Annotated in this window: 31 protein-coding genes; 10 read left to right on the top strand and 21 right to left on the bottom strand. The window is 35.2% G+C overall.

The window, feature by feature from the left end:
* The first annotated feature begins 121 nt into the window (after positions 1 to 121).
* Positions 122 to 1,309, top strand: a complete 1,188-nt coding sequence (gene ylbJ, locus SH601_RS02840; protein ID WP_319956713.1) for a sporulation integral membrane protein YlbJ — start codon at positions 122 to 124, stop codon at positions 1,307 to 1,309.
* Here ylbJ and coaD read toward each other — a convergent pair.
* The 7 genes from coaD to SH601_RS02805 all read right to left on the bottom strand — a co-directional run bounded on the left by coaD (position 1,306) and on the right by SH601_RS02805 (position 5,341).
* Entirely contained in the window at positions 1,306 to 1,791 is a 486-nt protein-coding gene (gene coaD, locus SH601_RS02835) for a pantetheine-phosphate adenylyltransferase (RefSeq protein ID WP_319956712.1), read from the bottom strand. The genes ylbJ and coaD overlap by 4 nt on opposite strands.
* Positions 1,784 to 2,353, bottom strand: coding sequence for a 16S rRNA (guanine(966)-N(2))-methyltransferase RsmD (rsmD, locus tag SH601_RS02830; RefSeq protein ID WP_319956711.1), 570 nt, complete (start codon positions 2,351 to 2,353; stop codon positions 1,784 to 1,786). Before rsmD ends, coaD begins: the two co-directional genes overlap by 8 nt.
* Before the next feature lie 414 nt (positions 2,354 to 2,767).
* Positions 2,768 to 3,046: a YlbG family protein gene (locus tag SH601_RS02825; RefSeq protein WP_319956710.1), complete on the bottom strand. Its 279-nt coding sequence runs from the start codon at positions 3,044 to 3,046 to the stop codon at positions 2,768 to 2,770.
* A gap of 28 nt (positions 3,047 to 3,074) precedes the next feature.
* Positions 3,075 to 3,515 (bottom strand): YlbF/YmcA family competence regulator, encoded by a 441-nt coding sequence (locus tag SH601_RS02820; RefSeq protein WP_319956709.1) that lies wholly within the window; start codon positions 3,513 to 3,515, stop codon positions 3,075 to 3,077.
* A 62-nt stretch (positions 3,516 to 3,577) separates the two neighbouring features.
* Entirely contained in the window at positions 3,578 to 3,811 is a 234-nt protein-coding gene (locus SH601_RS02815; RefSeq protein WP_319956708.1) for a YlbE-like family protein, read from the bottom strand.
* 11 nt (positions 3,812 to 3,822) lie between these two features.
* On the bottom strand, positions 3,823 to 4,218 hold the full coding sequence (gene ylbD / locus SH601_RS02810; protein ID WP_319956707.1) for a spore coat protein YlbD: 396 nt from the start codon (positions 4,216 to 4,218) through the stop codon (positions 3,823 to 3,825).
* An 85-nt stretch (positions 4,219 to 4,303) separates the two neighbouring features.
* Entirely contained in the window at positions 4,304 to 5,341 is a 1,038-nt protein-coding gene (locus SH601_RS02805) for a CAP domain-containing protein (RefSeq protein ID WP_319956706.1), read from the bottom strand.
* Positions 5,342 to 5,496: 155 nt separating this feature from the next.
* On the opposite strand from SH601_RS02805, the gene SH601_RS02800 reads away from it, so the two are divergent.
* On the top strand, positions 5,497 to 5,862 hold the full coding sequence (locus tag SH601_RS02800) for a YugN family protein (RefSeq protein WP_319956705.1): 366 nt from the start codon (positions 5,497 to 5,499) through the stop codon (positions 5,860 to 5,862).
* A gap of 97 nt (positions 5,863 to 5,959) precedes the next feature.
* Entirely contained in the window at positions 5,960 to 7,015 is a 1,056-nt protein-coding gene (ytvI, locus tag SH601_RS02795) for a sporulation integral membrane protein YtvI (RefSeq protein WP_319956704.1), read from the top strand.
* Between the two features lie 180 nt (positions 7,016 to 7,195).
* Here the strand turns inward: ytvI and SH601_RS02790 are convergent, their stop codons facing one another.
* From SH601_RS02790 to cyoE, 7 genes are all read right to left on the bottom strand, one after another.
* Positions 7,196 to 7,651: a DUF420 domain-containing protein gene (locus SH601_RS02790; RefSeq protein ID WP_319956703.1), complete on the bottom strand. Its 456-nt coding sequence runs from the start codon at positions 7,649 to 7,651 to the stop codon at positions 7,196 to 7,198.
* Between the two features lie 23 nt (positions 7,652 to 7,674).
* Positions 7,675 to 8,565 carry a cytochrome c oxidase assembly factor CtaG gene (gene ctaG / locus SH601_RS02785; protein WP_319956702.1) on the bottom strand — a complete coding sequence of 297 codons (891 nt, stop codon included), beginning with the start codon at positions 8,563 to 8,565 and terminating at the stop codon, positions 7,675 to 7,677.
* A gap of 146 nt (positions 8,566 to 8,711) precedes the next feature.
* Positions 8,712 to 9,035: a cytochrome c oxidase subunit IVB gene (gene ctaF, locus SH601_RS02780; protein ID WP_319956701.1), complete on the bottom strand. Its 324-nt coding sequence runs from the start codon at positions 9,033 to 9,035 to the stop codon at positions 8,712 to 8,714.
* Between the two features lie 3 nt (positions 9,036 to 9,038).
* Positions 9,039 to 9,659 (bottom strand): cytochrome (ubi)quinol oxidase subunit III, encoded by a 621-nt coding sequence (locus tag SH601_RS02775; protein ID WP_319956700.1) that lies wholly within the window; start codon positions 9,657 to 9,659, stop codon positions 9,039 to 9,041.
* On the bottom strand, positions 9,659 to 11,518 hold the full coding sequence (gene ctaD, locus SH601_RS02770) for a cytochrome c oxidase subunit I (RefSeq protein ID WP_319956699.1): 1,860 nt from the start codon (positions 11,516 to 11,518) through the stop codon (positions 9,659 to 9,661). Before ctaD ends, SH601_RS02775 begins: the two co-directional genes overlap by 1 nt.
* Before the next feature lie 17 nt (positions 11,519 to 11,535).
* Complete coding sequence (gene coxB, locus SH601_RS02765; protein ID WP_319956698.1) at positions 11,536 to 12,621, bottom strand: cytochrome c oxidase subunit II; 1,086 nt, start codon at positions 12,619 to 12,621, stop codon at positions 11,536 to 11,538.
* Between the two features lie 81 nt (positions 12,622 to 12,702).
* Positions 12,703 to 13,644: a heme o synthase gene (gene cyoE, locus SH601_RS02760; RefSeq protein ID WP_319956697.1), complete on the bottom strand. Its 942-nt coding sequence runs from the start codon at positions 13,642 to 13,644 to the stop codon at positions 12,703 to 12,705.
* Between the two features lie 339 nt (positions 13,645 to 13,983).
* Between cyoE and SH601_RS02755 the strand changes: the two genes are divergently transcribed.
* Complete coding sequence (locus tag SH601_RS02755) at positions 13,984 to 14,877, top strand: COX15/CtaA family protein (RefSeq protein WP_319956696.1); 894 nt, start codon at positions 13,984 to 13,986, stop codon at positions 14,875 to 14,877.
* Positions 14,878 to 14,967: 90 nt separating this feature from the next.
* On the opposite strand, the gene SH601_RS02750 is transcribed toward SH601_RS02755, so the two are convergent.
* Positions 14,968 to 16,143 carry an FtsW/RodA/SpoVE family cell cycle protein gene (locus tag SH601_RS02750; RefSeq protein ID WP_319956695.1) on the bottom strand — a complete coding sequence of 392 codons (1,176 nt, stop codon included), beginning with the start codon at positions 16,141 to 16,143 and terminating at the stop codon, positions 14,968 to 14,970.
* A gap of 137 nt (positions 16,144 to 16,280) precedes the next feature.
* Positions 16,281 to 16,562: an Fpa/YlaN family protein gene (locus tag SH601_RS02745; RefSeq protein WP_319956693.1), complete on the bottom strand. Its 282-nt coding sequence runs from the start codon at positions 16,560 to 16,562 to the stop codon at positions 16,281 to 16,283.
* Between the two features lie 369 nt (positions 16,563 to 16,931).
* On the opposite strand from SH601_RS02745, the gene SH601_RS02740 reads away from it, so the two are divergent.
* Complete coding sequence (locus tag SH601_RS02740) at positions 16,932 to 17,387, top strand: hypothetical protein (RefSeq protein WP_319956692.1); 456 nt, start codon at positions 16,932 to 16,934, stop codon at positions 17,385 to 17,387.
* Between the two features lie 81 nt (positions 17,388 to 17,468).
* On the top strand, positions 17,469 to 18,059 hold the full coding sequence (locus tag SH601_RS02735; protein WP_319956691.1) for a YhcN/YlaJ family sporulation lipoprotein: 591 nt from the start codon (positions 17,469 to 17,471) through the stop codon (positions 18,057 to 18,059).
* Between the two features lie 33 nt (positions 18,060 to 18,092).
* Here the strand turns inward: SH601_RS02735 and SH601_RS02730 are convergent, their stop codons facing one another.
* Complete coding sequence (locus tag SH601_RS02730; protein ID WP_319956690.1) at positions 18,093 to 18,338, bottom strand: hypothetical protein; 246 nt, start codon at positions 18,336 to 18,338, stop codon at positions 18,093 to 18,095.
* Positions 18,339 to 18,476: 138 nt separating this feature from the next.
* On the opposite strand from SH601_RS02730, the gene SH601_RS02725 reads away from it, so the two are divergent.
* The gene (locus SH601_RS02725) at positions 18,477 to 18,683 is read left to right on the top strand and encodes a YlaI family protein (RefSeq protein WP_319956689.1); all 207 of its coding nucleotides are present in this window, start codon (positions 18,477 to 18,479) and stop codon (positions 18,681 to 18,683) included.
* 66 nt (positions 18,684 to 18,749) lie between these two features.
* Here the strand turns inward: SH601_RS02725 and SH601_RS02720 are convergent, their stop codons facing one another.
* Positions 18,750 to 19,115 carry a YlaH-like family protein gene (locus tag SH601_RS02720; protein WP_319956688.1) on the bottom strand — a complete coding sequence of 122 codons (366 nt, stop codon included), beginning with the start codon at positions 19,113 to 19,115 and terminating at the stop codon, positions 18,750 to 18,752.
* 119 nt (positions 19,116 to 19,234) lie between these two features.
* Here SH601_RS02720 and SH601_RS02715 point away from each other — a divergent pair, with 119 nt between their 5' ends.
* Complete coding sequence (locus SH601_RS02715) at positions 19,235 to 19,405, top strand: DUF5325 family protein (RefSeq protein ID WP_319956687.1); 171 nt, start codon at positions 19,235 to 19,237, stop codon at positions 19,403 to 19,405.
* Positions 19,406 to 19,625: 220 nt separating this feature from the next.
* Here the strand turns inward: SH601_RS02715 and SH601_RS02710 are convergent, their stop codons facing one another.
* Positions 19,626 to 20,429: an inositol monophosphatase family protein gene (locus SH601_RS02710; RefSeq protein ID WP_319956686.1), complete on the bottom strand. Its 804-nt coding sequence runs from the start codon at positions 20,427 to 20,429 to the stop codon at positions 19,626 to 19,628.
* Between the two features lie 141 nt (positions 20,430 to 20,570).
* Between SH601_RS02710 and SH601_RS02705 the strand changes: the two genes are divergently transcribed.
* Positions 20,571 to 21,191, top strand: a complete 621-nt coding sequence (locus tag SH601_RS02705; protein WP_319956685.1) for a YktB family protein — start codon at positions 20,571 to 20,573, stop codon at positions 21,189 to 21,191.
* Positions 21,192 to 21,281: 90 nt separating this feature from the next.
* On the opposite strand, the gene SH601_RS02700 is transcribed toward SH601_RS02705, so the two are convergent.
* Positions 21,282 to 21,551 (bottom strand): UPF0223 family protein, encoded by a 270-nt coding sequence (locus tag SH601_RS02700; RefSeq protein WP_319956684.1) that lies wholly within the window; start codon positions 21,549 to 21,551, stop codon positions 21,282 to 21,284.
* Between the two features lie 145 nt (positions 21,552 to 21,696).
* On the opposite strand from SH601_RS02700, the gene SH601_RS02695 reads away from it, so the two are divergent.
* A complete protein-coding gene (locus SH601_RS02695; protein ID WP_319956683.1) occupies positions 21,697 to 23,166 on the top strand; it encodes an aminotransferase class I/II-fold pyridoxal phosphate-dependent enzyme in 1,470 nt (489 codons plus the stop codon).
* A gap of 320 nt (positions 23,167 to 23,486) precedes the next feature.
* On the opposite strand, the gene SH601_RS02690 is transcribed toward SH601_RS02695, so the two are convergent.
* Complete coding sequence (locus SH601_RS02690; RefSeq protein ID WP_319956682.1) at positions 23,487 to 24,377, bottom strand: hypothetical protein; 891 nt, start codon at positions 24,375 to 24,377, stop codon at positions 23,487 to 23,489.
* Positions 24,378 to 24,543: the final 166 nt, after the last annotated feature.

Genomic DNA, 24,543 nt, shown 5'->3' with positions numbered 1-24,543 from the left:
ATAGTCATATTTCTTCTTTGCCACTGCGTATATTTAATTATAGGACAAACGTTAAAACACTACATATTTTACTACTCATTTTTCGAAAGGTACAGAAAAGTGCTAACAAGGAGGGACAAAGTTGAAGCAAAAGATATTTTCTATTATGTATGCAGGAGCTGCTATTTTTATGGCTGTTATGATTATCACCTTTCCCCAAGAAGTATTGAAAGCTAGTCAAAGAGGGCTTGATGTCTGGGCAAATGTTGTTTTCCCTTCTTTATTACCTTTCTTTATTGTAGCTGAATTATTAATTGCTTTTGGAGTTGTTCATTTTATCGGTGTCTTATGTGAGCCTATCATGCGGCCGTTATTTAATGTCCCTGGTGTCGGAGGATTCGTTTGGACAATGGGGATGGCAAGTGGTTATCCAGCAGGAGCAAAATTTACCGCAAGATTGCGACAGGAAAAAGAATTATCGAGAACGGAAGCAGAACGCCTTGTCAGTTTCACGAATGCATCTAATCCATTATTTATTATCGGCGCCGTATCAATCGGCTTCTTTCATGACCATAAACTGGGGATCTTACTAGCTATTACACATTATGTCAGTAATTTTATCGTTGGCCTTTGCATGCGATTTTATAAACATAAGGAACGCCATTCAGATCATCCTAGTTCTTTTTCTTTCTCAAAGGCAATTCGTGCATTGCATCAAGCACGAATCAAAGAAAAACGAACAATTGGTAAGGTTCTAGGTGATTCGGTAAAACATTCGATTCAAACATTACTACTGATCGGCGGATTTATCATTACTTTTTCAGTAATTACCGAAATTTTACGAGAAGTTCAAATAGCGCAAATCATTTCAAGTGGGATCGCAGTCTTCCTAAACCTATTTCAACTTCCGTCGGATATGGCACTTCCTTTATTTTCTGGATTGTTCGAAATAACAATAGGAGCAAATGAAATATCCCAAGCAGACAATTCTATCCTCATTCAAGCAATCGTTGTATCCGTTATTCTTGCCTTCAACGGATTTTCTGTCCAAGCTCAAGTAGCAAGTATCCTTGCTGAGACAGACATTCGATTTGCTCCTTATTTCTTCGCACGCTTATTACACGGAATGTTTGCTGGCATTCTAGCATGGATTTTATATCGCCCTATTTATCAAGGTTCGCTCTCAAAAGATACGGTTATTTCAGTATGGGCCGAGCCTTCCATCAGCAATATTCAATCTATCTATGTATTATTTGAACAATCCGGTTTTATTATGACATTAGCCGCGCTGTTCATTTATCTTATACTCTTAGTTAAGCCTAAACATTAATATTGATGAAACTTCGCTTTTAGTGCCTCTTCTACAACTTTGGGCACTACATCCGAGACATTTGCTTGGAATTTCGCAATTTCTTTTACCATACTTGAACTTAAAAACGAGTATTGATTATTGGTCATCATGAAAAATGTCTCAATCTCTTCATTCAATTTGCGATTCATCGAAGTTAACTGCATTTCGTATTCAAAATCAGATACAGCTCTTAAACCACGTAATACCGCTTGTGCATTTTTACTCTTCGCATAATCCATTAACAAACCATTACATGCATCAATCGTTACATTTTCGATATCTGCTGTAGCCTTCTCAAGGAGCTCCACTCTTTCTTCCACTGTAAATAGTGGGCTCTTTGACTGGTTGTTAAATACTGCAACAACTACTTCATCAAAAACCTTTGCACCTCTTCTAATAATATCTAAATGTCCATTTGTTACCGGATCAAAACTCCCTGGACAAATTGCAAGTCTAGTCATTACTTGTCACACCTTTCTTAAAAATCGTAATCGCTGTTGTGTTATTATACACTTCATGTTTCCAAATAAAGAATTGGTCATATTTATCCTCTAAGTTATTTTTCGGATCATGCTCACAGATAATAAGCCCATTCTCTTTTACCATATTCATTTGATTAATACTGTCTAATAACTTGTCATAAGAAACTTTATGATATGGTGGGTCTAAAAAAAGTAAATCAAATTGCAATTCTCTTTTTTGAATCGCCTTTAATGCTCGGAATGCGTCATTACGATATACTTCTACTTTATCTGTCATATGTAAATGGTCCATATTTTGATGAATAACAGATACGGCTTTTGCTTGTTTATCAACTAAAATGGCGCTATCAATACCTCTGCTCATCGCTTCAATCGCTAAAGCTCCACTACCTGCGAATAAATCGAGACACGTACCTCCATCAAAAAAAGGACCAATCATTTGGAACAAAGATTCTTTTATCTTATCACCAGTAGGGCGAGTTAATTGGCCAGGGACTGATTGAATTCTGTTCCCCTTTAAATCACCAGCAATTATTCTCAAGGCTTGTTCCCCTCTCTAGAGTTTATTAAATCTATCTTACTATAGCATGAAAAGAATCAATTCCTCAAACATGTTCACTATGTCTAAACGAAGAAGGATGACATACTTACACTTCCATCACATGTTTCTTCACTATGGAAGGTTTACTTTACATACTAAATGTTATGTTATATGTTTTCTTCATGTATAAAAAAAGAAAATTGGGTAAAACTTTAAATATAGCAACATATACGTTGCTAAAACGGAGAAGACTTACATTTCCCCATAAGTTCTTCCTCCGGTTTCTCCTCTCCCTTTAACTTTTTATTTTCTTACGTAAGAAAATAAAAAGAGCCTGCAGTTACTATTAACTGCAGGTTGTTTTTTATTAATAAGATAGGGTGTTTAATGTGACTCTGAGCACTTTTCAATTATTCAAATCCCCATGTTATATTCGTATTCTTTTTCTTTTTTATCCGATGATTTATTTTCGAAATTAGTATTGATAAATGGCTTATATGAATATTCTACCTTTGTTATAAATGGTAATTTCAAAAGTGATTGATATGTATCATCGATATCACTTTGATTAACATATATCATAGCATATTTTAGTTTTTTCGATACATGTACTAAATGGCCATGCTTTTTTATATGTTTAACATGCTTCATTTGATGGAACCAAACAATTAATCCTTGTCTTTTCTCGATCATAAAGCCACCTCACTTTTCAATGTATCTCCTAAGAAGCTTTACAGCCACATCCGCCGCCTGAACCACAACCACAGCCACTATCTGTAAGTGCAGCACCATCCATTGGAACTTTGACTTTATCACTAACACTAAATGCTACTAATTGGCTGATCTCATCTAAAAATCGTTGCAAGTTCGTTTCCGTCAATTTATAAGCAGCAATGGAATCATGCATATCCATTTCACGTTTACTTACACGAAGTTCTTTCATAATTTGGCTATAGTCAGGATGATACCTACCAAAGCGTTGCACCTCTTCATGTTTTTCCTTCACTTCACTAAAGCGTTTGATAAGTTCCTGCGCTTTTGCGTCTTGCTCCATTACTTGCTTCGCTTCATAAAACTCTTGCATTACTTCAGATTCTATTACCATCTGACCAAGAGCTTCTGATTTATCTAATATATCAACAATTTCCATCGTTGCTAACATGTACTGACACCTCCATAACAATATGATACCAATTTTCAGGAAAAATGAAAAGTGGCAGCACTCTATTCATTCCAAGAGCCTGCCATTTGCATTAACATTCTAGCCATTTGTATATTTTGTCCTGTCTTTTCCAAACGTTGCGACCATGTCCTTCCATAAAATTGCTTGGCTTCTGCCTCTAGATCAGTTAAGTCTTCTGGATATCTAGTTAAATGGCGATACCACTCAGGATTTAATCGGATAAATTGCCACAAATCTCTTCGTTCTTGAATAAATCGATATGTTTCAGGCTCCAATCTAGCCCCTCCTAATCTTTTGGCTTGTAGAAGAAATCATTTGCTTGAGACTGCCCTGCTTGACTATTGCGGTATTGCTTAAACTGATCAATTAACGTGACAATATTGCCAATCGCTCCATTCAAATTATGAATATGGCCCTCTACCTGATTTAAGTCTACATTCTCTAAATGCTTCATTACTTTTTGGTAAAATTGACTTGATGAATCTTCTTCAGACTTTTGCTGGTCGTGTTTGCTACCTGACAAGTATTTATTCCAAACGGGGTCTTCTTCACCTAACAAAACATATTTTTCATAAGTTTCTTGCAACGTTATTTTCCCTTGTCGAATTTCTTTAATAAGTAATGGGCGCTCATGTATAAATGCTTTAAATTGTTGTATAGAAGGATTTGACATGTCGTTCATCCGTATTTCTCCTCTCTAGCAACATTTCTATTTATACTATATGCGAATTACCTATTTTTGTGATGACACCCACACTTAGCTTCTTTTATTTTTCTATAAAATTTTGCGTAAAAAATGATTGATACACACCGACTCCTAAGTGGGTGTACTCAGCTTTTAACAGTGCTTCTCTATGCCCTTCACTATTAAGCCAACCATGTATTACAGCAGGCGCATCAATGTAATGGGCTGCGATATTTTCACCAGCCGATAAATAATGAGCATTTGCAGCTAATAATCTTTCCTTCAATCCATCTCCGTTCAAACTATAATGGGAAAAATAATTTTCTGTATACATATCTTCACTATGTGTCTTCGCTGCATGGTGACTATCTTCATCCCACACTAGCTCACCTACATCATATAACCTTCTTACTTCATTTGTTAAATCAAAAATCTGCTGTTCTAGACCAGATTCAACCTCCTCCCATTCCTCTTTGTTTGGCTCCACTAGCTCCTTAACTTCTCCCCAGTAAAAGAGTTCATATGGTCGAATAAGCTCCAATACCTCTTTATTAACAATTCTTATTCCTGCCAGCTTTTCTGTAAACTGATCAATGTATAGTTGAGCGAACAATTCTTCAGTCAGCTGAACGATCGGTCGCTCTAACAAATCGTTTTCCGTTAGTTTAAAACGCAAATGCTCAAACTCTATTTCATCTTGCAATGAGTATATCTCCTTAATTTCCTCTCGTTCTTGGCCAATGGTTAAAGGAGAAAAATCTAAGTTATCTGAATTGGAGTACATACTAATGATCACATCATCTTGTACGGCAATTTGCACATAAACATCATCATCATTATATATCCACCAATCATAACCATAAAGAGATGTATCCTTTCTGACAGGCTCTCCATACAATAATTCAAACTCCTCTACTTTGCGACCGACGAATTTCCAAATAGCATCTTGTTGGGCAATAAGCGTATGCTCTTCGTCGATGTATACTTTCTCATTCTTTACTTCAGCTGGACTTTGATGATAATGAACAAGTTGCTGCTCCTCAGGTTTGTTAACATAAAATAAATAGCTAAATACTAGTGCACTTACTAGAATAATAAAAGCAATAATTTTCAATCTCATTCATTCCCACCTCATAAAAAACATATATTTACTAAAATATATGTCAGTCTCCTATATTCATGAAAATTTTTATGAGGAATCCTTCTTTATAAATTGCATCTTTTAAGATTTCATACTATTATTAATTTAGTGATTATTTTAGATGGGGTGAAGGTATGAAAATTACGAACACTGAATTAGAAGATGTCTTAATTGATTTAAAACCATTAGACCATGTAATGGAACAAGCTAATTTTGTCCGCGCAAGTCAATGGGATTATGAACGTGTTACATATGATTATAAGATTGGTTCACCTGAGAAAAACATCACATATTACATAAGAGTACAAGGCTATGCAGTTGAAGGAGATGTTGATAGAGGGGATGCAGTAATTAAGCTGTTAACACCTATTATTGGTAAGCACTATTATCCTCATGGAATTGAGTATGGTGAGGAGGAGAACTTTCCAACCTCTACTGTTGATAGAGCTGTTACGTTACTACAAAACGCGAAAGAAAACATCCAACCTTTTATGAAGTAATAATCTACTTTTCTAAAGAAACGGCTGTATTATATACAGCCGTTTTTCAGCAAGATATATACAACTAGTTATTGAAAGGAGCCTCGATATTTCCTACATGAAAAATATTAATAAAAAATATATCAAAATATTCTTTGTCATTCTCTTCTTACTGCTAGCTGCTATTTTTATATTACCGGTATCAATACCACTGCTTCTGGCGTTTATTACAGCGTTAATATTAAATCCCGTAATACGATGGTTTATGAGGAAGATGAAGGTAAATCGGAAGCTAGCTGTAACAATTGTTTTCTTCCTCTTTATCATTATTATTAGCACGATTGGTACATATGCAATAACAAGAGCAATTGGTCAAGTAGTAACTTTTGCTGAAAATGCACCTACATATATTATTCAACTTAACAATCAACTGCTTGAATGGGAATCAGATTTAGAACATTTTACTGAAGATTTACCTCCAGAACTTGTTGAGGAAGTAAAAGCTCAAATTCAATCTACCACTATGTCTTTAAGCAATACGACTCGTGACATATTAAATATTGAGGAAATAGCTAAAGTGGCCAGTAAAATACCTGAGTTTTTAGTTAGTCTTATTGTATATTTAATAGCCTTATTTATGTTTATGTTGGAAATTCCACGTTTGAAAGTAAAAGCATATAGTCACTTAAAAGAGAAAACTGCTGAAAAAGTAAAATTCATGAATGAACGCCTATCACATGTTATTTTTGGTTTTTGCAAAGCACAGTTTTTAGTCAGTATCATTATCTTTATCGTAACACTAATCGGATTGTATATAATTGTTCCTCAATATGCTTTAATGATGTCTTTAATCATTTGGGTCATTGACTTTATACCGATTATCGGTTCGATTGTAGTTTTAGGACCATGGGCACTCTACTTATTAATAACCGGTGACATTATGCCTGGCGTGCAATTGGCTATACTCGCAGTTATATTGCTTGCAATTAGAAGAATTGTAGAGCCTAAGGTGATGGGGAAACATATCGGTCTTTCTCCACTCGTAACATTAATCGCCATGTATATTGGTTTAAAACTATTAGGTATTTTAGGCTTTATCATTGGACCATTAATTGTTATCGCCTTTAATTCTGCTAAAGAAGCAGGAATCATTAAGATGAAATTTAAAATATAATCTTAAATAAAGTGAGACTCCACTCATCAGAAATCAGCTTCTTGGCGCTACTCGAGAGGAATCCCTATAATATTATACTTTTCCAAAAAGAAGCAAACACCGTAAATGTGTTTGCTTCTTTTTAGTCTATTGTACTTATGATAAGACTGCCTATCTTAAGTTTACATCTCTTCTTGTTTATCATGTTCCTAAGATTGCTTTTAGTAAGCTTGTTGTTTCTCCACCATGATAGAATACGTATAATAACAAATATACTGCAACACCTGTTATTGCTGTAAAAAACCAGATAACACTCGTTATCGGACCAATTTTTCTGTGTTTTTTTATATTTCTTTTAAATGCTAACACTAGTGTAACAATACCGAAAATTGCTCCTGAAGTTGCTAGGACAATATGAAAAACAAGAAAGATGGTATAATAAATTTCTAGCTCTTCTGGACCTCCAAAACTAGTATTTCCTACAAACACAGTCCTAGACATATAAATAATAAAGAAGATTAATGCACTTACTGCTCCTAGCAGCATTACTTTTTTATGTGCCTTATATCTTTTTTTCACAACTAAGCGCCAACCAATTGCTACAAATATCGCACTAAGCACAATAAAAAATGTGCTTATCGTCGGTAATATTTCCATGTTTTCATTCTGTCCTTCCAACCTTAAATTTGTTCTGTCTGATGATTTGGTGGTAATGGATCCACCGTATCCGCTCCACTGCGAAACCAAGGAAAGAAAATACGAGCCAAGATCGCACCATAGATAATTTCCTGCGTAATTTTCATTACAATACCACCAAGCTGCTGGTCTTCCAGAATACTTAATGGGGAAAACATTTCCGGACCACTTAAAGATAGACTACTTAGAACATCCGATGGTACACATAGTGCCATCGCTTGCATCCACGGACCAGATGCACTATATGTAGAATAAATCGTACCTGTTGCAAAGATAATCAGTGCACAGGCTGGAGTAATTAAAATACCATTAGCAATTATGTAACCTAATTTTAATAAAGGTGGCATCTTATCTAATTCTTTTATTGGAGAAAAAATTGGCCACCAAACAATAAATGCAGCTACCAATATCGTTAATGTAATCGATGTATGTGCAATCTCATTTGCCTTTGCATAGTCAAACACTACCGGAATATGATACATCGAAAATAATCCATTAAATAATAGTAATGCTACTAACGGCTTCGTTAAAATACGTAGAATTGCCCCTACCACAGGCATATTAAATACTTTTTCCCACACCCATACAGGTATTCCTTTGATTATTAAAATAGGGAAAAGTAAATAATAGAGCGCCATCTGGACCATATGTGCTGTAAACATGATATGTGATAGCAAATCAACTGGAGCTCCTTTGATAATGTACAATAACAAGATACCACTATAAAAATATAGTATTTGCTTGTTATCCGCTTTTTTTTCATCCTTTCGATTAATGAAAAGAAAGTAATAAGCAACAGCTAAGCCTACAATAAACAGCATAAAATAAGGGCTCCACAAAGCACGAAAACCGAAAATCTGTATATCTTGGAACATATTTACCACCTCAGTATTACCTTATTATATCGAACACATTTGTGTTAAAACAAGCTATTTCTACGATTTCATCAACAGATAATTGATAACTTACGTATTGTTAAAAAAGCTTGAGAAGTATTGAAAGACTTCTCAAGCTTTTTTTATTACCACCAAACTAATACTAATAGCGCTAGTATCGTAATAAACGCAGCAAATACTCCACCATAGAACATTAAAGCTGGTAGTTCATGCCCTTTATGACTCATGTGCATAAAATAATACAACTGAAAACCAACTTGAATAGCCGCTAACACTAACAGTATCGGTATGACGAATAGTTTATCAAGCTCTGATAAAACCATTGCAAAAGCAATAATCGTAAAAATAATCATTAAAGCAAAAGTAATTACTTGTTGCTTCATCTCTTCTTTTCTTTTTTGCTTCTCAAATTCCAATTGTGCAGCAGTTCCAGATACTTTATCAGCCATTTATTAAAGCACCCCCATTAGATAAACTACTGTAAAAATAAATACCCATACAACATCAATAAAGTGCCAATACAAGCTGGCAATATAAAACTTAGGAGCATTATACAAGTTCAACCCACGTTTGGCATTACGAACCATTAACGTCACAATCCATAAAAGACCGAAAACGACGTGGCCTCCGTGAAATCCAACAAGCGTGTAAAAGGCTGATCCAAAAGCAGATGAACGCATCGTAAATTCATATTCATGGATGTAATGATAAAACTCATAAATTTCAAATCCTAAAAATCCTAAGCCAAGTACTACCGTAATACCAAGCCACAACTGCATTTTTTTGAAATCATTATTCTTCATATGATACATGGCATAAACGCTTGTTAAAGAACTAGTAAGTAATAACATCGTCATAATAAATACTAATTCTAAGCCAAATAATTCTTCTGACGATTTACCACCATTTGTCGCATCTTTCAAAGCTAAATACGTACCAAATAAACTAGCAAATAGGACGGCTTCTCCACCTAGAAAGAACCAAAATCCCATAAATTTGTTTTTGCCTTCTAAAGTAGCTTTCTCAGGATTATGAGGCATGTGTTTCGGATTAAGTACATCTTGTTCACTCATTATTCCTCAGCCTCCTTCTTTAGATCTTCCTTATGGATATGATAACCGAGGTCATCTTTCACAGACCTAATAAACATCGCACCTAGAGTGATCGCCATACCAATGAACAATACGATCAACCACGATAAATCGTTCTTTTGATAAATAAACCCAAATCCTGCAATAAACAGACCTAATGATATAACAAATGGTAAGAAAGAATTGTTAGGCATGTGTATATCAGACAATGGTTCTGCAGCAGTCATCCCTTTTCTTCCATCCATCTTTTCAATCCATAGTGGATCTAAACCACGAACTAATGGCAATTGTTTAAAATTGTAAAATGGTGGAGGTGATGGGATTGCCCATTCTAATGTACGTCCATCCCACGGGTCTCCTCCTACTTTTTTGTTTTGAATAGATGTTTTCACAATGTTATAAAGCAGGATAATGCTCGCTATTCCCATTAAAAAGGCACCGACGGTACTGATTAAGTTACCTAAATCTAGATTTTGATTCTCCATGTACACCCAATAACGTCTTGGCATCCCCATTAGTCCGAGGAAGTGTTGTACAAAGAATGTTAGATGGAAACCAACAAAGAATATCCAGAATGTCGCTTTACCTAATTTCTCATCTAGCATTGTACCAAACATTTTTGGCCACCAATAATGAACACCGGCAAATAATGCGAATACTACCCCACCAACAATTACATAGTGGAAGTGTCCTACAACGAAGTACGTATCATGGTATTGATAATCTGCTGTAGCAGCAGCTAACATTACACCAGTCATTCCACCTAATGTAAAGGAAGGAATAAAGCCTAACGTCCAAAGCATAGGTGTAGTAATCGAAATTCGTCCACCCCACAACGTGAATAGCCAGTTAAAGATTTTTATACCTGTTGGTACAGCAATTGCCATTGTTGCAACTGCAAATATAGAGTTAGCAGCTGGCCCCATACCTACTGTAAACATGTGGTGAGCCCAAACCATAAATCCTAGAAAACCAATTAATACAGTTGCAAAAACCATTGCTGTATAACCGAATAACCTTTTCTTAGAAAACGTTGCAATAATTTCACTAAAAATACCGAAAGCAGGCAACACCAAGATATATACTTCAGGGTGCCCAAAAATCCAAAATAAATGTTGCCAAATAACAGAATTACCGCCCATCGCTGCATCGAAAAAGCCAGAACCAAATAATCTGTCGAACATCATTAAGAACAGCCCTACTGTTAAAGCGGGGAATGCGAATAAAATAAGTGCACTTGTAACAAAAGCTGTCCAAGTAAACAGTGGCATTCTCATATACGTCATACCAGGAGCACGCATATTAACAATTGTTACAAGAAAGTTAATACCACCAATTAATGTTCCCGCACCTGAAATTTGTAATCCTAACACATAATAGTCAACACCTTCACCAGCTGAGATTGTTGAAAGTGGTGCATATGCTGTCCAACCGGCATCTGCTGCCCCACCAGTGAACCAACCGACATTCAGCAAAATACCACCAAATAAAAACAACCAAAAACCTAACGAATTTAAGAATGGAAATGCAACATCTCTTGCCCCGATCTGTAACGGAACAACTGCATTCATAAAAGCAAAGATCAGTGGCATCGCTGCCAAAAAGATCATCGTTGTACCGTGCATAGTGATTAACTCATGATAAAATCCTGCACTTACAAAATCATTCATTGGCTGTACTAATTGCCATCTAATCGCCAATGCTTCTAATCCCCCGAGGATAAAGAAGAATCCACCAGCAACAAGATACATAATAGCGATTTTCTTATGGTCTACTGTCGTTAAGTAATCCCATAAAGTGGCACCGAAGCCCTTTTTATTCGTAGCTACCAGAGTACTCACGTTATGTTAACCTCCCTTTAGTTATCTTTTGCTTCGTCTTCTCGGAATTGTTTTACACTATCTACTGGTTCATCCGTAGCTTTCAATTCCATTAAGAAATCTGCTATGTTTTCTGCTTCTGCTTGCCCAATATTTTCTTGTTCGAGATAAGGTGCATCTAACATACCATTACCTGGTTTAACAGATGCTGGATCTACAATCCACTCCACAATTTCTTCTTTTGAAAAATTACGAACTCCGGCAACCATTGTCCGATTACCAAAATCAGCCATGTTCGGACCTACTACCGGATGATTTGCACTTGCATCAATAGCATGACAACTTAAACAGCTATTTTCAAATAATTCCTGTCCTTCTTGTGCGGAAGCGATGAATTCTGGGTCTGTATTTTGCATCCCATCAACCCATGTATCATATTCATCTTGACTTACTACCACAATTTTAAAGTCCATTAATGAGTGTGAATCACCACAAAACTCTGTACATTTACCCCAGTATACCCCTTCTTCATACGCTTCAATATACATCGTATTTTCGTTTTCTGGATTTACGTCCATTTTCCCTGATATAGATGGCACCCAAAATGAATGAATAACATCACTGGACATCATATTCAGATAAACTTTCTCATTCACAGGAATATACAGTTCTTGACTCGTTTGAATTTCTTCATTTGCATACTCAAAATTCCACCAGAATTGAAGACCTGTTACATTGACATTAATACTATCCTCTTTAGCCGAGTCATCCGCTAAATTGTATGTAGTAGCAACAGTTGGAACAGCAATAATAAGAAGAAGTAAAATCGGAATTACTGTCCAGACAATTTCCAGTGTCTTGTTTCCTTCTGTTTGTTGCGGAACGTAATCTTCCTGCCTTTTCTTCTGGCGGAACTTCAACACAACATACAAATAAATAGCCATTACGACAATAAAGACAACAATCATGACAAGTATGGAAATGATAATGACGTTAAATGATTGATCTGCCCCATATCCTTTTGGCACTAGTGCAGTTAAATTTTCTTTACCACACGCTGAAAGTATAATGACCAAAAAAGAAAATAATGACAGTGTTCGGAGTTTTCCCATCCAATTTTTCATATTTAACCCTCTCTTTCTTTATTAACTTATTATTTAGAAAACTTGATAGTTATCAAGTTCTACTTACAATATTTTTCTCTATTATAACAAATTAGCAGGAAAAGTTATAATAATCATAGACAAGAAAATAACAGTTAAGTAAAGCAATGAATACATAAACATTAGATTAGACCATCTAGCATTGTCTTTTACTTTGACAAACAAGCCTTTTATTCCTAGTGCTAACCAACCTATATTTAATATAGTACCTAATATAACAAAAACAACTCCCAATTCGTGTAAGATAAACGGAATTGGTAATAAACAAACTATGTAAACAAGCATTTGTCTTTTCGTCATCTGCTCTCCATGTATAACTGGTAACATCGGAATATCAGCATCACGATAATCATCTACCTTTTTCATTGCAATAGCTAAAAAGTGAGGTGTCTGCCAAATAAAAATAAGTAAAAATAATACCCATGAAATAGCATGTAAATTAGTGTCTACAGCAGACCAGCCAATTAGTGGTGGAATAGCACCAGACAAACTTCCAACCGCTGTATTAATTGTATAGCGACGTTTAGACCACATTGTATACAACACCACATAGCTAAACCAACCCATAGCACCGATCAAAGCAGTTTGAGTAGATGCTAACATTAATATTAACACACCTGTAACAGATAGAGATATACCGATAATTAATATGTGCGATAACTCGATTGTACCTGTAACACTAGGCCGGCTTTTCGTTCTCTTCATCACTTGATCAATATCACGATCATAGTAATTATTTATCACACAGCCACCTCCAATAACGAAAGCGGTACCGATTAGCGTTACTAATAAAATATGCCAATATTGATTCAAAGAAGATCCTGTATAAAATAAGGCTAACCAAAAACCAGCAAAAGCAGTCATTGTATTGGAATTAATAATTCCTACTTTTAATAGCGATTTCAATTCAGACCATTTATATAAGTATTCGTTTACAGATGTTGCAATAGTCTGGTCATTTGATGTTATACTCAGCTTTTCCATCTACACTTATCCCCCCTTTTCATCTTACACATTTTTTCTCATTTTTGGAATAGTCATCACTATTGTACACTATCATCCCTCGATAGTGTACCCTGTATTTAAGAGTGTTCTATTTATGTTCAAAATTATTTGTATTTTGTGACATTTTTATGAACTCTTCCTTCAATTATTAGTTAATCGACACGAAGACTACATTATTTGATATAATGAATACGATTTTGAAACCGCATCATTTTTATATCTTATTTATTTCTAGCATACTACACTAATACTTTGCAAGGGTTTTACTAACAATGTGAATCATTGTATGATCTTAACGTTTGATGAGGAGATATTATCATGAAGTTGTTAAAAGTTTTATCCGTTTTATCGACATTAGCAATGATATTTGTGCTTGTTGGTGGTGCATTAGTTACGAAAACAGATTCAGGCATGGGATGTGGAGCCAATTGGCCGTTTTGCTATGGTACTTGGTCGATGGAAATGTTCATTGAGCTTAGTCATCGTCTCGTATCATCTGTCGCAGGTATCTTCGTTTTACTGCTTTCTTATTTTTCTTGGAAAAAGATTGGACACATTAGAGAAACAAAATTTTTAGCACTTGTTTCTATCTTATTTCTTGTCATCCAAGGGTTAATTGGAGCTGCTGCCGTATTATGGTCGCAATCTGATTTTGTTCTAGCATTACATTTTGGTATTTCACTCATATCATTTGCAGCTGTATTGTTATTAACATTACTTATTTTTGAGGTCGATCATAAATTTGACGCAGATTCACTAAAGATCACCTCGACCTTTCGCAAACACTTCTTTTGGCTTGCGATTTACATAATGGTAGTGGTTTACTCAGGGGCATTAGTAAGACATATCGATTCAAGCTTAGCATGTCCGAGTTGGCCTTTTTGCGAAAGTGGGCAGCCATTTCGATTCGATTATCACTTAGGACAGTGGGTCCAAATGGGACACAGACTATTAGCTGGTATTGCATTTTTTTGGACACTATACTTACTTTTCCACATTAGAAAGCATTACAGATATAGTCGTGTCATGTATCAAGGATGGGGGATCGCAACGCTATTCGTCACTATTCAAGTGATACTAGGAGCACTCATTATTTTCACGAAGTTAAACTTATTTATCGCATTATTACATGCTCTATTCATCACACTATTTTTCGGTTTACTATGTTACTACCTACTATTGTCTTATCGTAGTAGAAAAAAAGAAGAATAGCACGTTGATATGCTATTCTTCTTTTCTATTGTTATTTACTTAGGCAACAACAAAGATAAGAAAACTTTGTTGTTGCAAGTATTTATCTCTTCATCCACCCAGAGCAAATCTTTTTTTCGATTGTGACGCTGGCTCTTCATTTTCGGCTTCTTCATCATTAAATCGTTGATAATTCACATGGCGTGCAATATTTTGCAAAATTCCAATGGAAAATAGTAATACAATTAAAGATGAGCCACCATTACTAATAAACGGCAATGGAACACCCGTAATTGGCAGTAGTCCACTAATCGCTCCTAAGTTGATCACTGCTTGTATACCTACCATAGAGGAAATCCCAATTGCTACAAGACTTCCAAACGGATTTTCACATTTTTTAGCGATATACAATCCTCTGATTACAATAATACCTAGATTAATTAATACAAATAATACACCAAAAAGACCTAATTCTTCAGCAATTACAGCCATAACAAAATCACTTTCTGCTTGTGTCAAATAACCTAATTTTTGTACACCTTGACCAAGGCCTACACCGAATAAGCCGCCTGTACCAATGGCAATGTAGGATTGAATTAATTGGTATCCACTATCATCTGGATCTTCGAATGGCTGAAACGCTCCAGTAAATCTAGCAATTCTTACATCTGTTACTAAATGAAATCCTACAGCAATTACCAAAATTAGCCCCACTAGCATCAAGATCGATAAATGTTTGAACTTGATACCGGAACTGATAATAACCGTACAAGCAATAGCAAACACGATTGCTGCCGTACCTATATCAGGCTGCTTGATAATAAGAGCAGTCAAAGCGCTTGTAATAACCAAAGGAGGCAAAACAGCCTTAAAAAAATCATCAATATACGCTTGTTTTTTTGTATATACAGCCGCTAAATAAAGAATTAATCCAATTTTCACTAATTCAGCTGGTTGGATAGAAAAAGGACCAATATGTAACCAAGACGTTGCATTATTAATGTTTACCCCGAAAAACTCCAAAGAAAGCAAACTAGCAAACATTACTAATACTATGATTTTAGAAAACTTCAAATATAATGTATATTTGAAATAACTTGCAAACATAAACAAACCAATTCCTACCACTAACCACATGAACTGCTTCAGTGCTAATGAATATGCTGGTTCTCCTTCAAGCAGTTGTGTCACCATACTTGCACTATAAACCATCAAAACACCGAAAGCTGACAATAATAAGGGTGAGAACACTAACAAGAAATCAAATGTTTTTCTTTTCCGTTTCATAACGAATACCTCAGTATCTTCATATATTTATTCTCTTATTTTACCATATAAAAGTAAGTATTTTACATATTATTAACCATAATTATAATAAAATTTAAAAAACTTACCAGTTGAGGCAAAGTTTTTAAACGAACTTACTATACTCTTTGCGATGCCTCATGTAAAATATTCAATTGCCTCTCAAGATTTTCTAACAGTGCTTTCCCATCATTTTCATCTATTAAATCTAATCTTACGGCAAAATCTATTTCTCTAGATAAGCCAAACATCTGCGTATCTAGCACTTCTTCATATAAAGGACATTGCGGCATCGTTAAATTATTTATCTGCACTTTAATTAATTGCAAAATTTTATCAGCATCAGCCTGGAGAAGGGCATAGGCTTGTTCCTTTTTATTAACAGTCGCTTCAGGTATCAAAAGAAAAATCCCCCTCTACTATTCATACTTCTCATTTTATCACGGTGCATGAGTCCGTAATACCCCGACTTCAAGATTCGAGTGAAAATAAAGAAGCTAAGTGGGGAATAAACGGACGCTAACGCCCTGATAAGTTTCGCAAACAATCAATGGAAGGCAAAGACTCCCACTGATTGAAGTCTCACTTTATCTTATCGTGAAATAATCGAAATTGCAAGATAACTGAGGTTACGAGACTTCTAGCTATACGATAAGCCTTCAATCAGGAAGTTAGTGTCCGTCATAAATAAAATAAAGTTAGAAATAATGCATTTTGATTCATTCTTTGCTATCCTTATAGATAACGCATACATAGAAGAGGTGATGGAAATGATTATTCAAGTAAAAGGGAAAGTAACCTATCCAATAACACTAGATCCTAGTGTATGGATTTTTGATGACCGAAAAGTAAAGCTAGAAAATGCTTTTACTACAACTACTAGTACTGATAAAGATTGGATAGAATCTAACAGTAAATTAAACAAGCCACCTGTCCAAAATAGTATACGAAAATATAATAAAAAAGAATTATTATCCCATTCTTACCTTATGCCCATTAAAGATTTTATAGAAAATGCTGAAGTAACTGACGATGCTACAGCAGCATTGCTCAGAACGGAAACAGATGAAATCACTCTTTCACTTCAACAATTATTGGACGCTTACTTACTTTTCTCGATTGACGGTAAGCAAATTAAAGAAAGTGGACCAGCTCATTTATATTTTAAAGACGGATCTAATCAAGATAATCCGATTAAAGGTATTAAAGAAATAATTCTACAGTAATTAACGATCCTTTCCTCTTCTCATAAGTATATTTTTATTGTTTAAACAAAAAATATACGGAGAAGAAGGAGGGATTTTTTTATGAAGTATTTTTATTTGCTATTGTTTGTTGTGCTACTTGCCGGTTGTCAACAAGATGTACAGGACAATGATTTAGCACAAAGTACAGATGACTATGGCGCAGTTCAAGTAAAAAATTCAGGTCCTGCACCTACAGATACAATGGATAATGAAGAAAAAGCACAACACTTAGCAAATGTTGCTAGTCAAGTACCAAACGTCCATAACGCTTCTGCTTTAATTACTAACCGTGGTGTAATCGTTAGTATTGACGTAGATGAAGATTTAGATCGTTCCCATGTAGGATCGATTAAATACTCTGTCATAGAGGCACTAGAACATGATCCTTATGGCAGAAAGGCAATCGTAGTGGCTGATGCAGACTTATATAAACGCATGCAAAACATGGGAGCAAAATTACAAGAAGGTTATCCAATTGAAGCTATTACAGAAGAATTAGCCAATATAACCGGACGCTGGATGCCAGAGCTTCCGCTAATGGAAAAAGGATCCAATCAATCTGATGCCAATAAGCAAATGTTAGATGAGAATGACGAACAAAATCTTGAAGAAATTCATGAGGAACAGTCAAATAATCAAAAAGACCGTTAAAGAATAAAGAAGCCATTTTTGCAGATGGCTTCTTTATTCTTTCATTTTATCATAGTAATTAACACTAAATTGGGAACCTTCTGCAATCATATTTGCGTTCTCTAGTTCTTCTCCTGGATCTATTGCTGCTTCAATTGGCAAGGATGCTTGATTCTGGCGGTTAGGATTGCTATATTTTTTATTATTTATTTTTCTGATTGGCTTATCCAATAATAAATAAGATGCAGTAGCAGCAACTGTAACAGCTCCAATTACTCCAACAACACTACTTTTTCTCATCTATCTCACCTTCCCTTTTACATTTACTATACCCTTCTGTTTAATCATCAAACATCTCTACTTACATGATCGCTTTAGTAATGATGAATTTTATGTTACAATTTAATCAATAAAGTTCTACTAATTTGAGGTGAAATAATGCGAGTTAAATGTGTCATGTGCGATAAGATTAACAATATTAATAATGATTGTGCTCAAGCGAAAAAATTACGAAACCGCTTAATCAGCACGTATATGTGTTCGGCATGTGACGAGCGCATTAAAGAAAAAACGATGCAACGACATCACAGTGGTAATTTTAATTTATATCAGAAAAAAGAAGTACAGGATCAATATATTTCATAACTATAAAACGAGACGTCAATCAGCAGAGTATTACGTGATAACTTAAAGAGGATGAGCAATACTTGCTCATCCTCTTTGTTTACGTTCTTGTGAAAGTCTTAAACGATACACTCCCATAACTAGAGCAATGATGAATAAACTCTCAGCCAGTGGAAGGTTCAAACCGAATATTAACGTTAAAAAGAAAGTTCCAATAAATAGTAGAATGTAAATAATAGCTGATTTAAGTGGCGGTAATTTTTTTGCAAATCCGAACTTATATGCAAGAACAGCAAACACTACTACTGTTAAATAAAGAAGCATAAATCCTTGAATTAAAGTTGTTACCTGTGATTCATCAGCTAAATTCACCTCTCCACCTAGATCTCTCATAAAAAAGTCGGCAACTGGCCATAAATTATCTGGTACTTGAATGATTGTTTCTTTCTGCATACAGGACCTCCAAATTCAACGTTCAAACAAATTAATTATACTTTAAACATTCAATAAATACAATTTATGCAAAATCTATGATATCCTAAAAGTAAGCGATTAAATAATGAGGTGACAAAATGAATATACAATTCTCTAAATTATTATTAGCTATTTGTGTAATCCTATCTTTCTCAGCAGTTGGAGTCGGCATTGCTTTTAGAAGCGCTCTATTTATCATCATCGCACTGCTTATCGGATTCGGATTAATGGGCTACGGTATATCATTAAAAAGAAAAACAGCTCATTGACTATAGGTTTGAAGAGAAGGGGCTTGGAAACTCAACATACTTTATTCCAGATGTATTTTCTCTTTTTGGCCAAGCCCCCCTACCCAAAGGCAATTCATCCCCACTTATCCATTTGACATTCATTAAAAGCTGGGGACTTTTCACCTATTTTAATCAAACAGTTAGTAGCCACATGCACTGTATAAAAAACTAGCAACCAATCTTGACTGCTAGTTTTTTCTTAGTTAAATTCGATATAATGATCGATCACACGATCTTTAATTTGTTTGTTAGTAGTTAAAATTGTACTGTTTTGAAGCAGATTAACCGGCTTTCCAGTCGCTTGAACTGTCACGCCGCCTACTTCTTCAACAAGGACAATTCCTGCCGCAATATCCCAAGGAGCTAATCGCATACTTACATAACCATCTAGAATACCTTCTGCTACATGAGCAAACTCCAAAGCAGCAGAACCATATGATCTTGTTCCACGACAATCGCGAATTAATTGTTGGATCTTCTTCGCATTGTAATACTTATTTTCACATACTAATTGTGCATTTAAGCCAAGAACACTTGTCTCCAGCTTCACATCATCCCTTAACAGAGGAAGCTTGACTTGTTCACGGTATGCACCTTCTCCCTTTTTAGCCGAATAGAGCACGTCATCCATCACATTATAAATTAAGCCAATTTCCCCTATTCCATCATGATAGATGCCAATCGAAATGGCAAAGTTTCGTTTTTGGTGAACAAAATTCATCGTTCCATCAATTGGATCAACAATCCATAATGTTCCATCTAACGATTCGACTTTATCACCATATCCTTCTTCCCCTACAATTGAGTGGCCAGGATATGTCCCTCTTATTTTTTCGGCGAAAAATTGTTCAGTTGATTTATCAACTGCCGTAACTAAATCATTCGCATTAGATTTTGTATCGATTTCATATGGATTATTCATCTGTTCACGGATTTGCTGACCAGCTTGATAAATCCATTCTTTCGCATCTTCGAAGATTTGCTGACGTATTGCTATATCCATTAATGCTCCTCCATTCTCGTTTGAGTACTTCCTATTTTATCAAAAATCAACTTATTTTAAAAATGGATAGTATACCTTTGCAAATACATAATAATTAATATAAAATAAAAACGATACTAATTAGATAGAAAGGTGACGCTCATGACATTTAACGGTTTTGAACAAAAAGATTTTGCCACATTTCATATTGATGGACTTGATGAAAGAATGGAAGCAATTCAAGAACGAATTCAACCAAAATTTCGAAGCATATATGAAACAATCTCAAAAGATATGGACAAGCTTGCCGGCCATGAAATGCACTTGCATATCGCCAAACATGCTAGACGTACAGTAAATCCACCAAAAGATACATGGTCTGCCTATTGCCACAATAAGCGTGGATATAAAAAACACCCACATTTCCAAGTTGGGCTATGGGATGATAACCTCTTTATTTGGCTTGCCTATATATATGAATTACCACATAAAAGTGAAATCGCTGAAAAATTCTTAAGCGAAATCGATGATATTAAACAAACGATTCCAACAGACTTTCATATTTCACTTGACCATATGAAAAATGAAGCTGTTCCACTGCCTGAAGCCGATTTAGATAAAAGCCTGGAACGTTTTAAAAAAGTGAAAAAAGGTGAATTTTTAGTTGGTCGAAAAATCGAGGCCAATGATCCACTATTACAAGATGGCGACAAGCTAATCAAAACAATCAAAGAAACATTCGAGACACTTGCACCATTGTATCGCTCATCTATGGAAATTTAGGAAATTTAAAGTGAAGGTTCTCAATTACTTAGGACACACAACACAACAAAACCAAACAAAAGCTTTCTATCTTTTGTTTGGTTTTTACTATTACATTTTAATTTTATCTTGAGGCTGAAAATCTTTTGCCTTTTTTATTACACGAAATGGTACATAGCCTGATTGTTTTTCAAATTGTTTGTCTAATTGTTTCTCTTCACTTTTTGATGGTACAATTTCTTTATAACGGTTATATGCAGCAATTAAATCTTGTTTTATTATCCCTTTCTCATAAGCCTTCTCAATTACGGAATAATAATTAACAACATCAACAATTTCCTCTGTCGTCCATGATTCGTCAATAGGATAACTATAATTCATTCTTTAACACCTCACGATTAGATTCGAACGTATTTTACCATTTCCATTACCGAAAGTATAGCGATTTAACTAGCTATTCAGATATGGATTTGCTATAATACGTCTTGCTTCATATTACAAAATTAAAGGAGTTCAAACAACAAGCATGAATCAGAATGACACCCCACTTTTTAGTGGTTTACTACAGCATATAGAAACAAAACCGAAAGCATTCCATATTCCTGGACATAAACAGGGAAAAGCGATGCATCCTGATTTTAGACGGTTTATTGGCGATAATGCCCTTGCCATCGATTTAATTAATATAGAACCTTTAGATGATTTACATCACCCTAAAGGAATTATTAAAGAAGCACAAAAATTGGCTGCTGAAGCGTTTGGTGCCGATCATACTTACTTCTCTGTACAAGGTACAAGTGGAGCGATTATGACAATGATACTTAGTGTATGCAACCCTGGAGATAAAATAATTGTCCCGAGAAACATTCATAAGTCTGTTTCTTCAGCTATTATCTTTTCTGGTGCTATACCGATTTTTATTCATCCTGAATTAGATCATTCATTAGGAATATCACACGGCATTACACCAAATGCAGTAATCAAAGCTTTACAAGCACATCCAGATGCCAAAGGTGTCCTCGTTATCAATCCGACTTATTTTGGTATTGCAGCTGATTTACAACAAATTGTAGATATTGCACATCAGTATCAAGTGCCTGTTTTAGTTGATGAGGCACATGGTGTACACATCCATTTCCATGATGACTTACCGTTATCCGCAATGCAAGCTGGTGCAGATATGGCAGCTACAAGTGTCCATAAGCTTGGTGGTTCGCTAACGCAAAGTTCTGTATTAAATGTGAAAGAAGGCTTTGTTAACCCTGATCGTGTCCAAACAGTTATGTCTATGTTAACAACCACTTCGACATCATACATTTTACTTGCGTCATTAGATGCTGCGAGAAAATTTTTATATCAGCATGGTAATGATTTATTATCCGAAACAATTAAACTCTCTGCTAAACTAAGAAAAGATGTAAATCAGTTACCGTATTTGTATAGTCCAGGAATTGAACTGTTAGGGTCTGAAGCAACATTTGACTTTGATCCGACTAAAGTTATCATATCTGTCAAAGATCTCGGTATCACAGGGCATATGGCTGAAGGATGGCTTCGTCAACATTTTCAGATCGAAGTTGAACTATCTGACATGTATAATATTTTATGTATTATTACACCAGCAGATACAGAAGAAGATATCGATTATTTACTAAATGCTTTACAGCAATTAATCCAGTGTTACGAATCAACTGCAAACCACAAAGAGATCGTAATCTCTGTTGCAGATATTCCACTACTTGCGGTTAGTCCTAGAGATGCTTTTTATGCAGATTATGAAGTAATTCCTCTTATTGAATCTGCTGGAAGAATTAGTGCAGAATCAATTATGGTTTATCCTCCCGGGATACCAATCTTTATTCCAGGTGAAATTATTTCGGAAGATAACTTGGATTATATTGCGAAAAATATAAAATCCGGACTACCTGTTCAAGGATTAGAAGATGAAACACTTTCAACAGTGCGAGTATTAAAAGAACGTGGCGCAATCAAATAATTTCCAAAAAGAGACAAAAGAGTAATTAGATAGGAAAAATCCGAACATCTAAGTATGATAATATATCGCTTCGGCAAAACACTTCACTTTCACCCGCTGGGCACAAGTGTTACATCTACTCAAGCAAAGAACGCTCTCGTAGTGTTTTCTATTCCGCGGGCACGGCGGTCTGCTAACTGTGTGAGGAACAGCACTTCACACATTGAATCTTCAGCTCGCGCTGTCCCTGCAGGAGTCTACGTATTTTGCCTACGCTTAACATAGAATTGTTCGGATTTTCATTCTTCCATTTTAATTATGTCCGTGCCTCTTTTGATTATTTACATATCACTTATTTTTTTATTATCTGCATTATTAGTTATATTAAGAATAGTAACTAGGAATATAATGAATGAAGTCGCCATCGTTATAACCCAAATAAGCAATAAACATCCTGCTACGATAGGTAAAATCGACCATTCAAAAACAGAACGACCTAATGCTGTTTGTACACTAATAATTAAGACCATTAATAACCATGCATTACTTCCTATATGGTGGATATTCTTTTTGACTCTTGCATGAATATTGCTTCTCTCTAAAAACCATGCGGGTAATAGTAATGTTTGCAAAGCATGATAAGCTATACCATGTACAATGATTAGATTTCCTGTGTCACCTGTAAAGCGGCTTTGAATCGCTATCATCCAGATACCAGCCAGGTTAGCTACTAATACCGATAAAAATGCATAACGAATTCCTAATAAAATTAGAGGTCTTGAATGTGGAGGTTTTATTCGCAGAAAATGAACAGTAAATACAAGCATAATAGCAACTAATATCAGTGATGCAACTCCAAAAAGCCCACCAAGAACTATATCCAAAATCGATCCTTCTTTTGTAAAACGAGGATTAACCCCCCGAAAATGTTGAATAGTTTCAATAGCATAACTATATAAAGTTACGATGATAAGCGTCCATCGTATATTGCGGCGTTTACGTCCAGTGAATTGTGCCAGTGGCATAATAGCAGCAATTGATAACAAAAAGACTCCTATAGCTGCATTAAATGAAAAAGCCCTTTCCAGATTTCCCTCAGGTAAAATTATAGCTTCATGTGATAAGATATAAACACCTATACCAAGTGCAAGTATGAACCCTAACACTCCCGTATAAATGAGCCATCTCTCACCTTCAAATAATCTTATCTTATTATCATTCCTATTCTGCACGTTTTTCCATCCCCTCCATCAAATTGTAATCTATCTCCAATTAAGTTTGATGCAGTAAAGAGTTAGTGTCAACAAAATAATGGTTAAGTTTTTTTAAAATTTTTCATATGAAATAAAGGGCAGATAAGGTGCGACTTCAATCAGTGGGAGTTTTTGACTCCCGCTG

The sequence above is a fragment of the Gracilibacillus pellucidus genome (genome assembly GCF_033949965.1).
Taxonomy (GTDB): domain Bacteria; phylum Bacillota; class Bacilli; order Bacillales; family Amphibacillaceae; genus Gracilibacillus; species Gracilibacillus pellucidus.
The sequence above is the reverse complement of the archived record's forward strand: the minus strand, read 5'-3'. Positions and strand labels throughout refer to the sequence as shown.

Excerpts from the sequence above, each read along its gene's own strand:
- SH601_RS02825 (WP_319956710.1), bottom strand. The coding sequence starts at position 3,046 with ATGATCGAGAAAAGACAAGGATTAATTGTTTGGTTCCATCAAATGAAG.
- SH601_RS02700 (WP_319956684.1), bottom strand. The coding sequence starts at position 21,551 with ATGAATTATAGTTATCCTATTGACGAATCATGGACGACAGAGGAAATT.
- SH601_RS02755 (WP_319956696.1), top strand. The coding sequence starts at position 13,984 with ATGAAGTTGTTAAAAGTTTTATCCGTTTTATCGACATTAGCAATGATA.
- ctaF (WP_319956701.1), bottom strand. The coding sequence starts at position 9,035 with ATGGCTGATAAAGTATCTGGAACTGCTGCACAATTGGAATTTGAGAAG.
- SH601_RS02790 (WP_319956703.1), bottom strand. The coding sequence starts at position 7,651 with ATGGAAATATTACCGACGATAAGCACATTTTTTATTGTGCTTAGTGCG.
- SH601_RS02730 (WP_319956690.1), bottom strand. The coding sequence starts at position 18,338 with ATGAGAAAAAGTAGTGTTGTTGGAGTAATTGGAGCTGTTACAGTTGCT.
- SH601_RS02735 (WP_319956691.1), top strand. The coding sequence starts at position 17,469 with ATGAAGTATTTTTATTTGCTATTGTTTGTTGTGCTACTTGCCGGTTGT.
- ytvI (WP_319956704.1), top strand. The coding sequence starts at position 5,960 with ATGAAAAATATTAATAAAAAATATATCAAAATATTCTTTGTCATTCTC.
- cyoE (WP_319956697.1), bottom strand. The coding sequence starts at position 13,644 with ATGGAAAAGCTGAGTATAACATCAAATGACCAGACTATTGCAACATCT.
- SH601_RS02725 (WP_319956689.1), top strand. The coding sequence starts at position 18,477 with ATGCGAGTTAAATGTGTCATGTGCGATAAGATTAACAATATTAATAAT.
- SH601_RS02820 (WP_319956709.1), bottom strand. The coding sequence starts at position 3,515 with ATGTTAGCAACGATGGAAATTGTTGATATATTAGATAAATCAGAAGCT.
- SH601_RS02805 (WP_319956706.1), bottom strand. The coding sequence starts at position 5,341 with ATGAGATTGAAAATTATTGCTTTTATTATTCTAGTAAGTGCACTAGTA.
- SH601_RS02775 (WP_319956700.1), bottom strand. The coding sequence starts at position 9,659 with ATGAGTGAACAAGATGTACTTAATCCGAAACACATGCCTCATAATCCT.
- SH601_RS02715 (WP_319956687.1), top strand. The coding sequence starts at position 19,235 with ATGAATATACAATTCTCTAAATTATTATTAGCTATTTGTGTAATCCTA.
- ctaG (WP_319956702.1), bottom strand. The coding sequence starts at position 8,565 with ATGTTCCAAGATATACAGATTTTCGGTTTTCGTGCTTTGTGGAGCCCT.
- SH601_RS02740 (WP_319956692.1), top strand. The coding sequence starts at position 16,932 with ATGATTATTCAAGTAAAAGGGAAAGTAACCTATCCAATAACACTAGAT.
- SH601_RS02695 (WP_319956683.1), top strand. The coding sequence starts at position 21,697 with ATGAATCAGAATGACACCCCACTTTTTAGTGGTTTACTACAGCATATA.
- ylbD (WP_319956707.1), bottom strand. The coding sequence starts at position 4,218 with ATGAACGACATGTCAAATCCTTCTATACAACAATTTAAAGCATTTATA.
- coaD (WP_319956712.1), bottom strand. The coding sequence starts at position 1,791 with ATGACTAGACTTGCAATTTGTCCAGGGAGTTTTGATCCGGTAACAAAT.
- SH601_RS02720 (WP_319956688.1), bottom strand. The coding sequence starts at position 19,115 with ATGCAGAAAGAAACAATCATTCAAGTACCAGATAATTTATGGCCAGTT.
- coxB (WP_319956698.1), bottom strand. The coding sequence starts at position 12,621 with ATGAAAAATTGGATGGGAAAACTCCGAACACTGTCATTATTTTCTTTT.
- SH601_RS02800 (WP_319956705.1), top strand. The coding sequence starts at position 5,497 with ATGAAAATTACGAACACTGAATTAGAAGATGTCTTAATTGATTTAAAA.
- SH601_RS02705 (WP_319956685.1), top strand. The coding sequence starts at position 20,571 with ATGACATTTAACGGTTTTGAACAAAAAGATTTTGCCACATTTCATATT.
- SH601_RS02710 (WP_319956686.1), bottom strand. The coding sequence starts at position 20,429 with ATGGATATAGCAATACGTCAGCAAATCTTCGAAGATGCGAAAGAATGG.
- SH601_RS02750 (WP_319956695.1), bottom strand. The coding sequence starts at position 16,143 with ATGAAACGGAAAAGAAAAACATTTGATTTCTTGTTAGTGTTCTCACCC.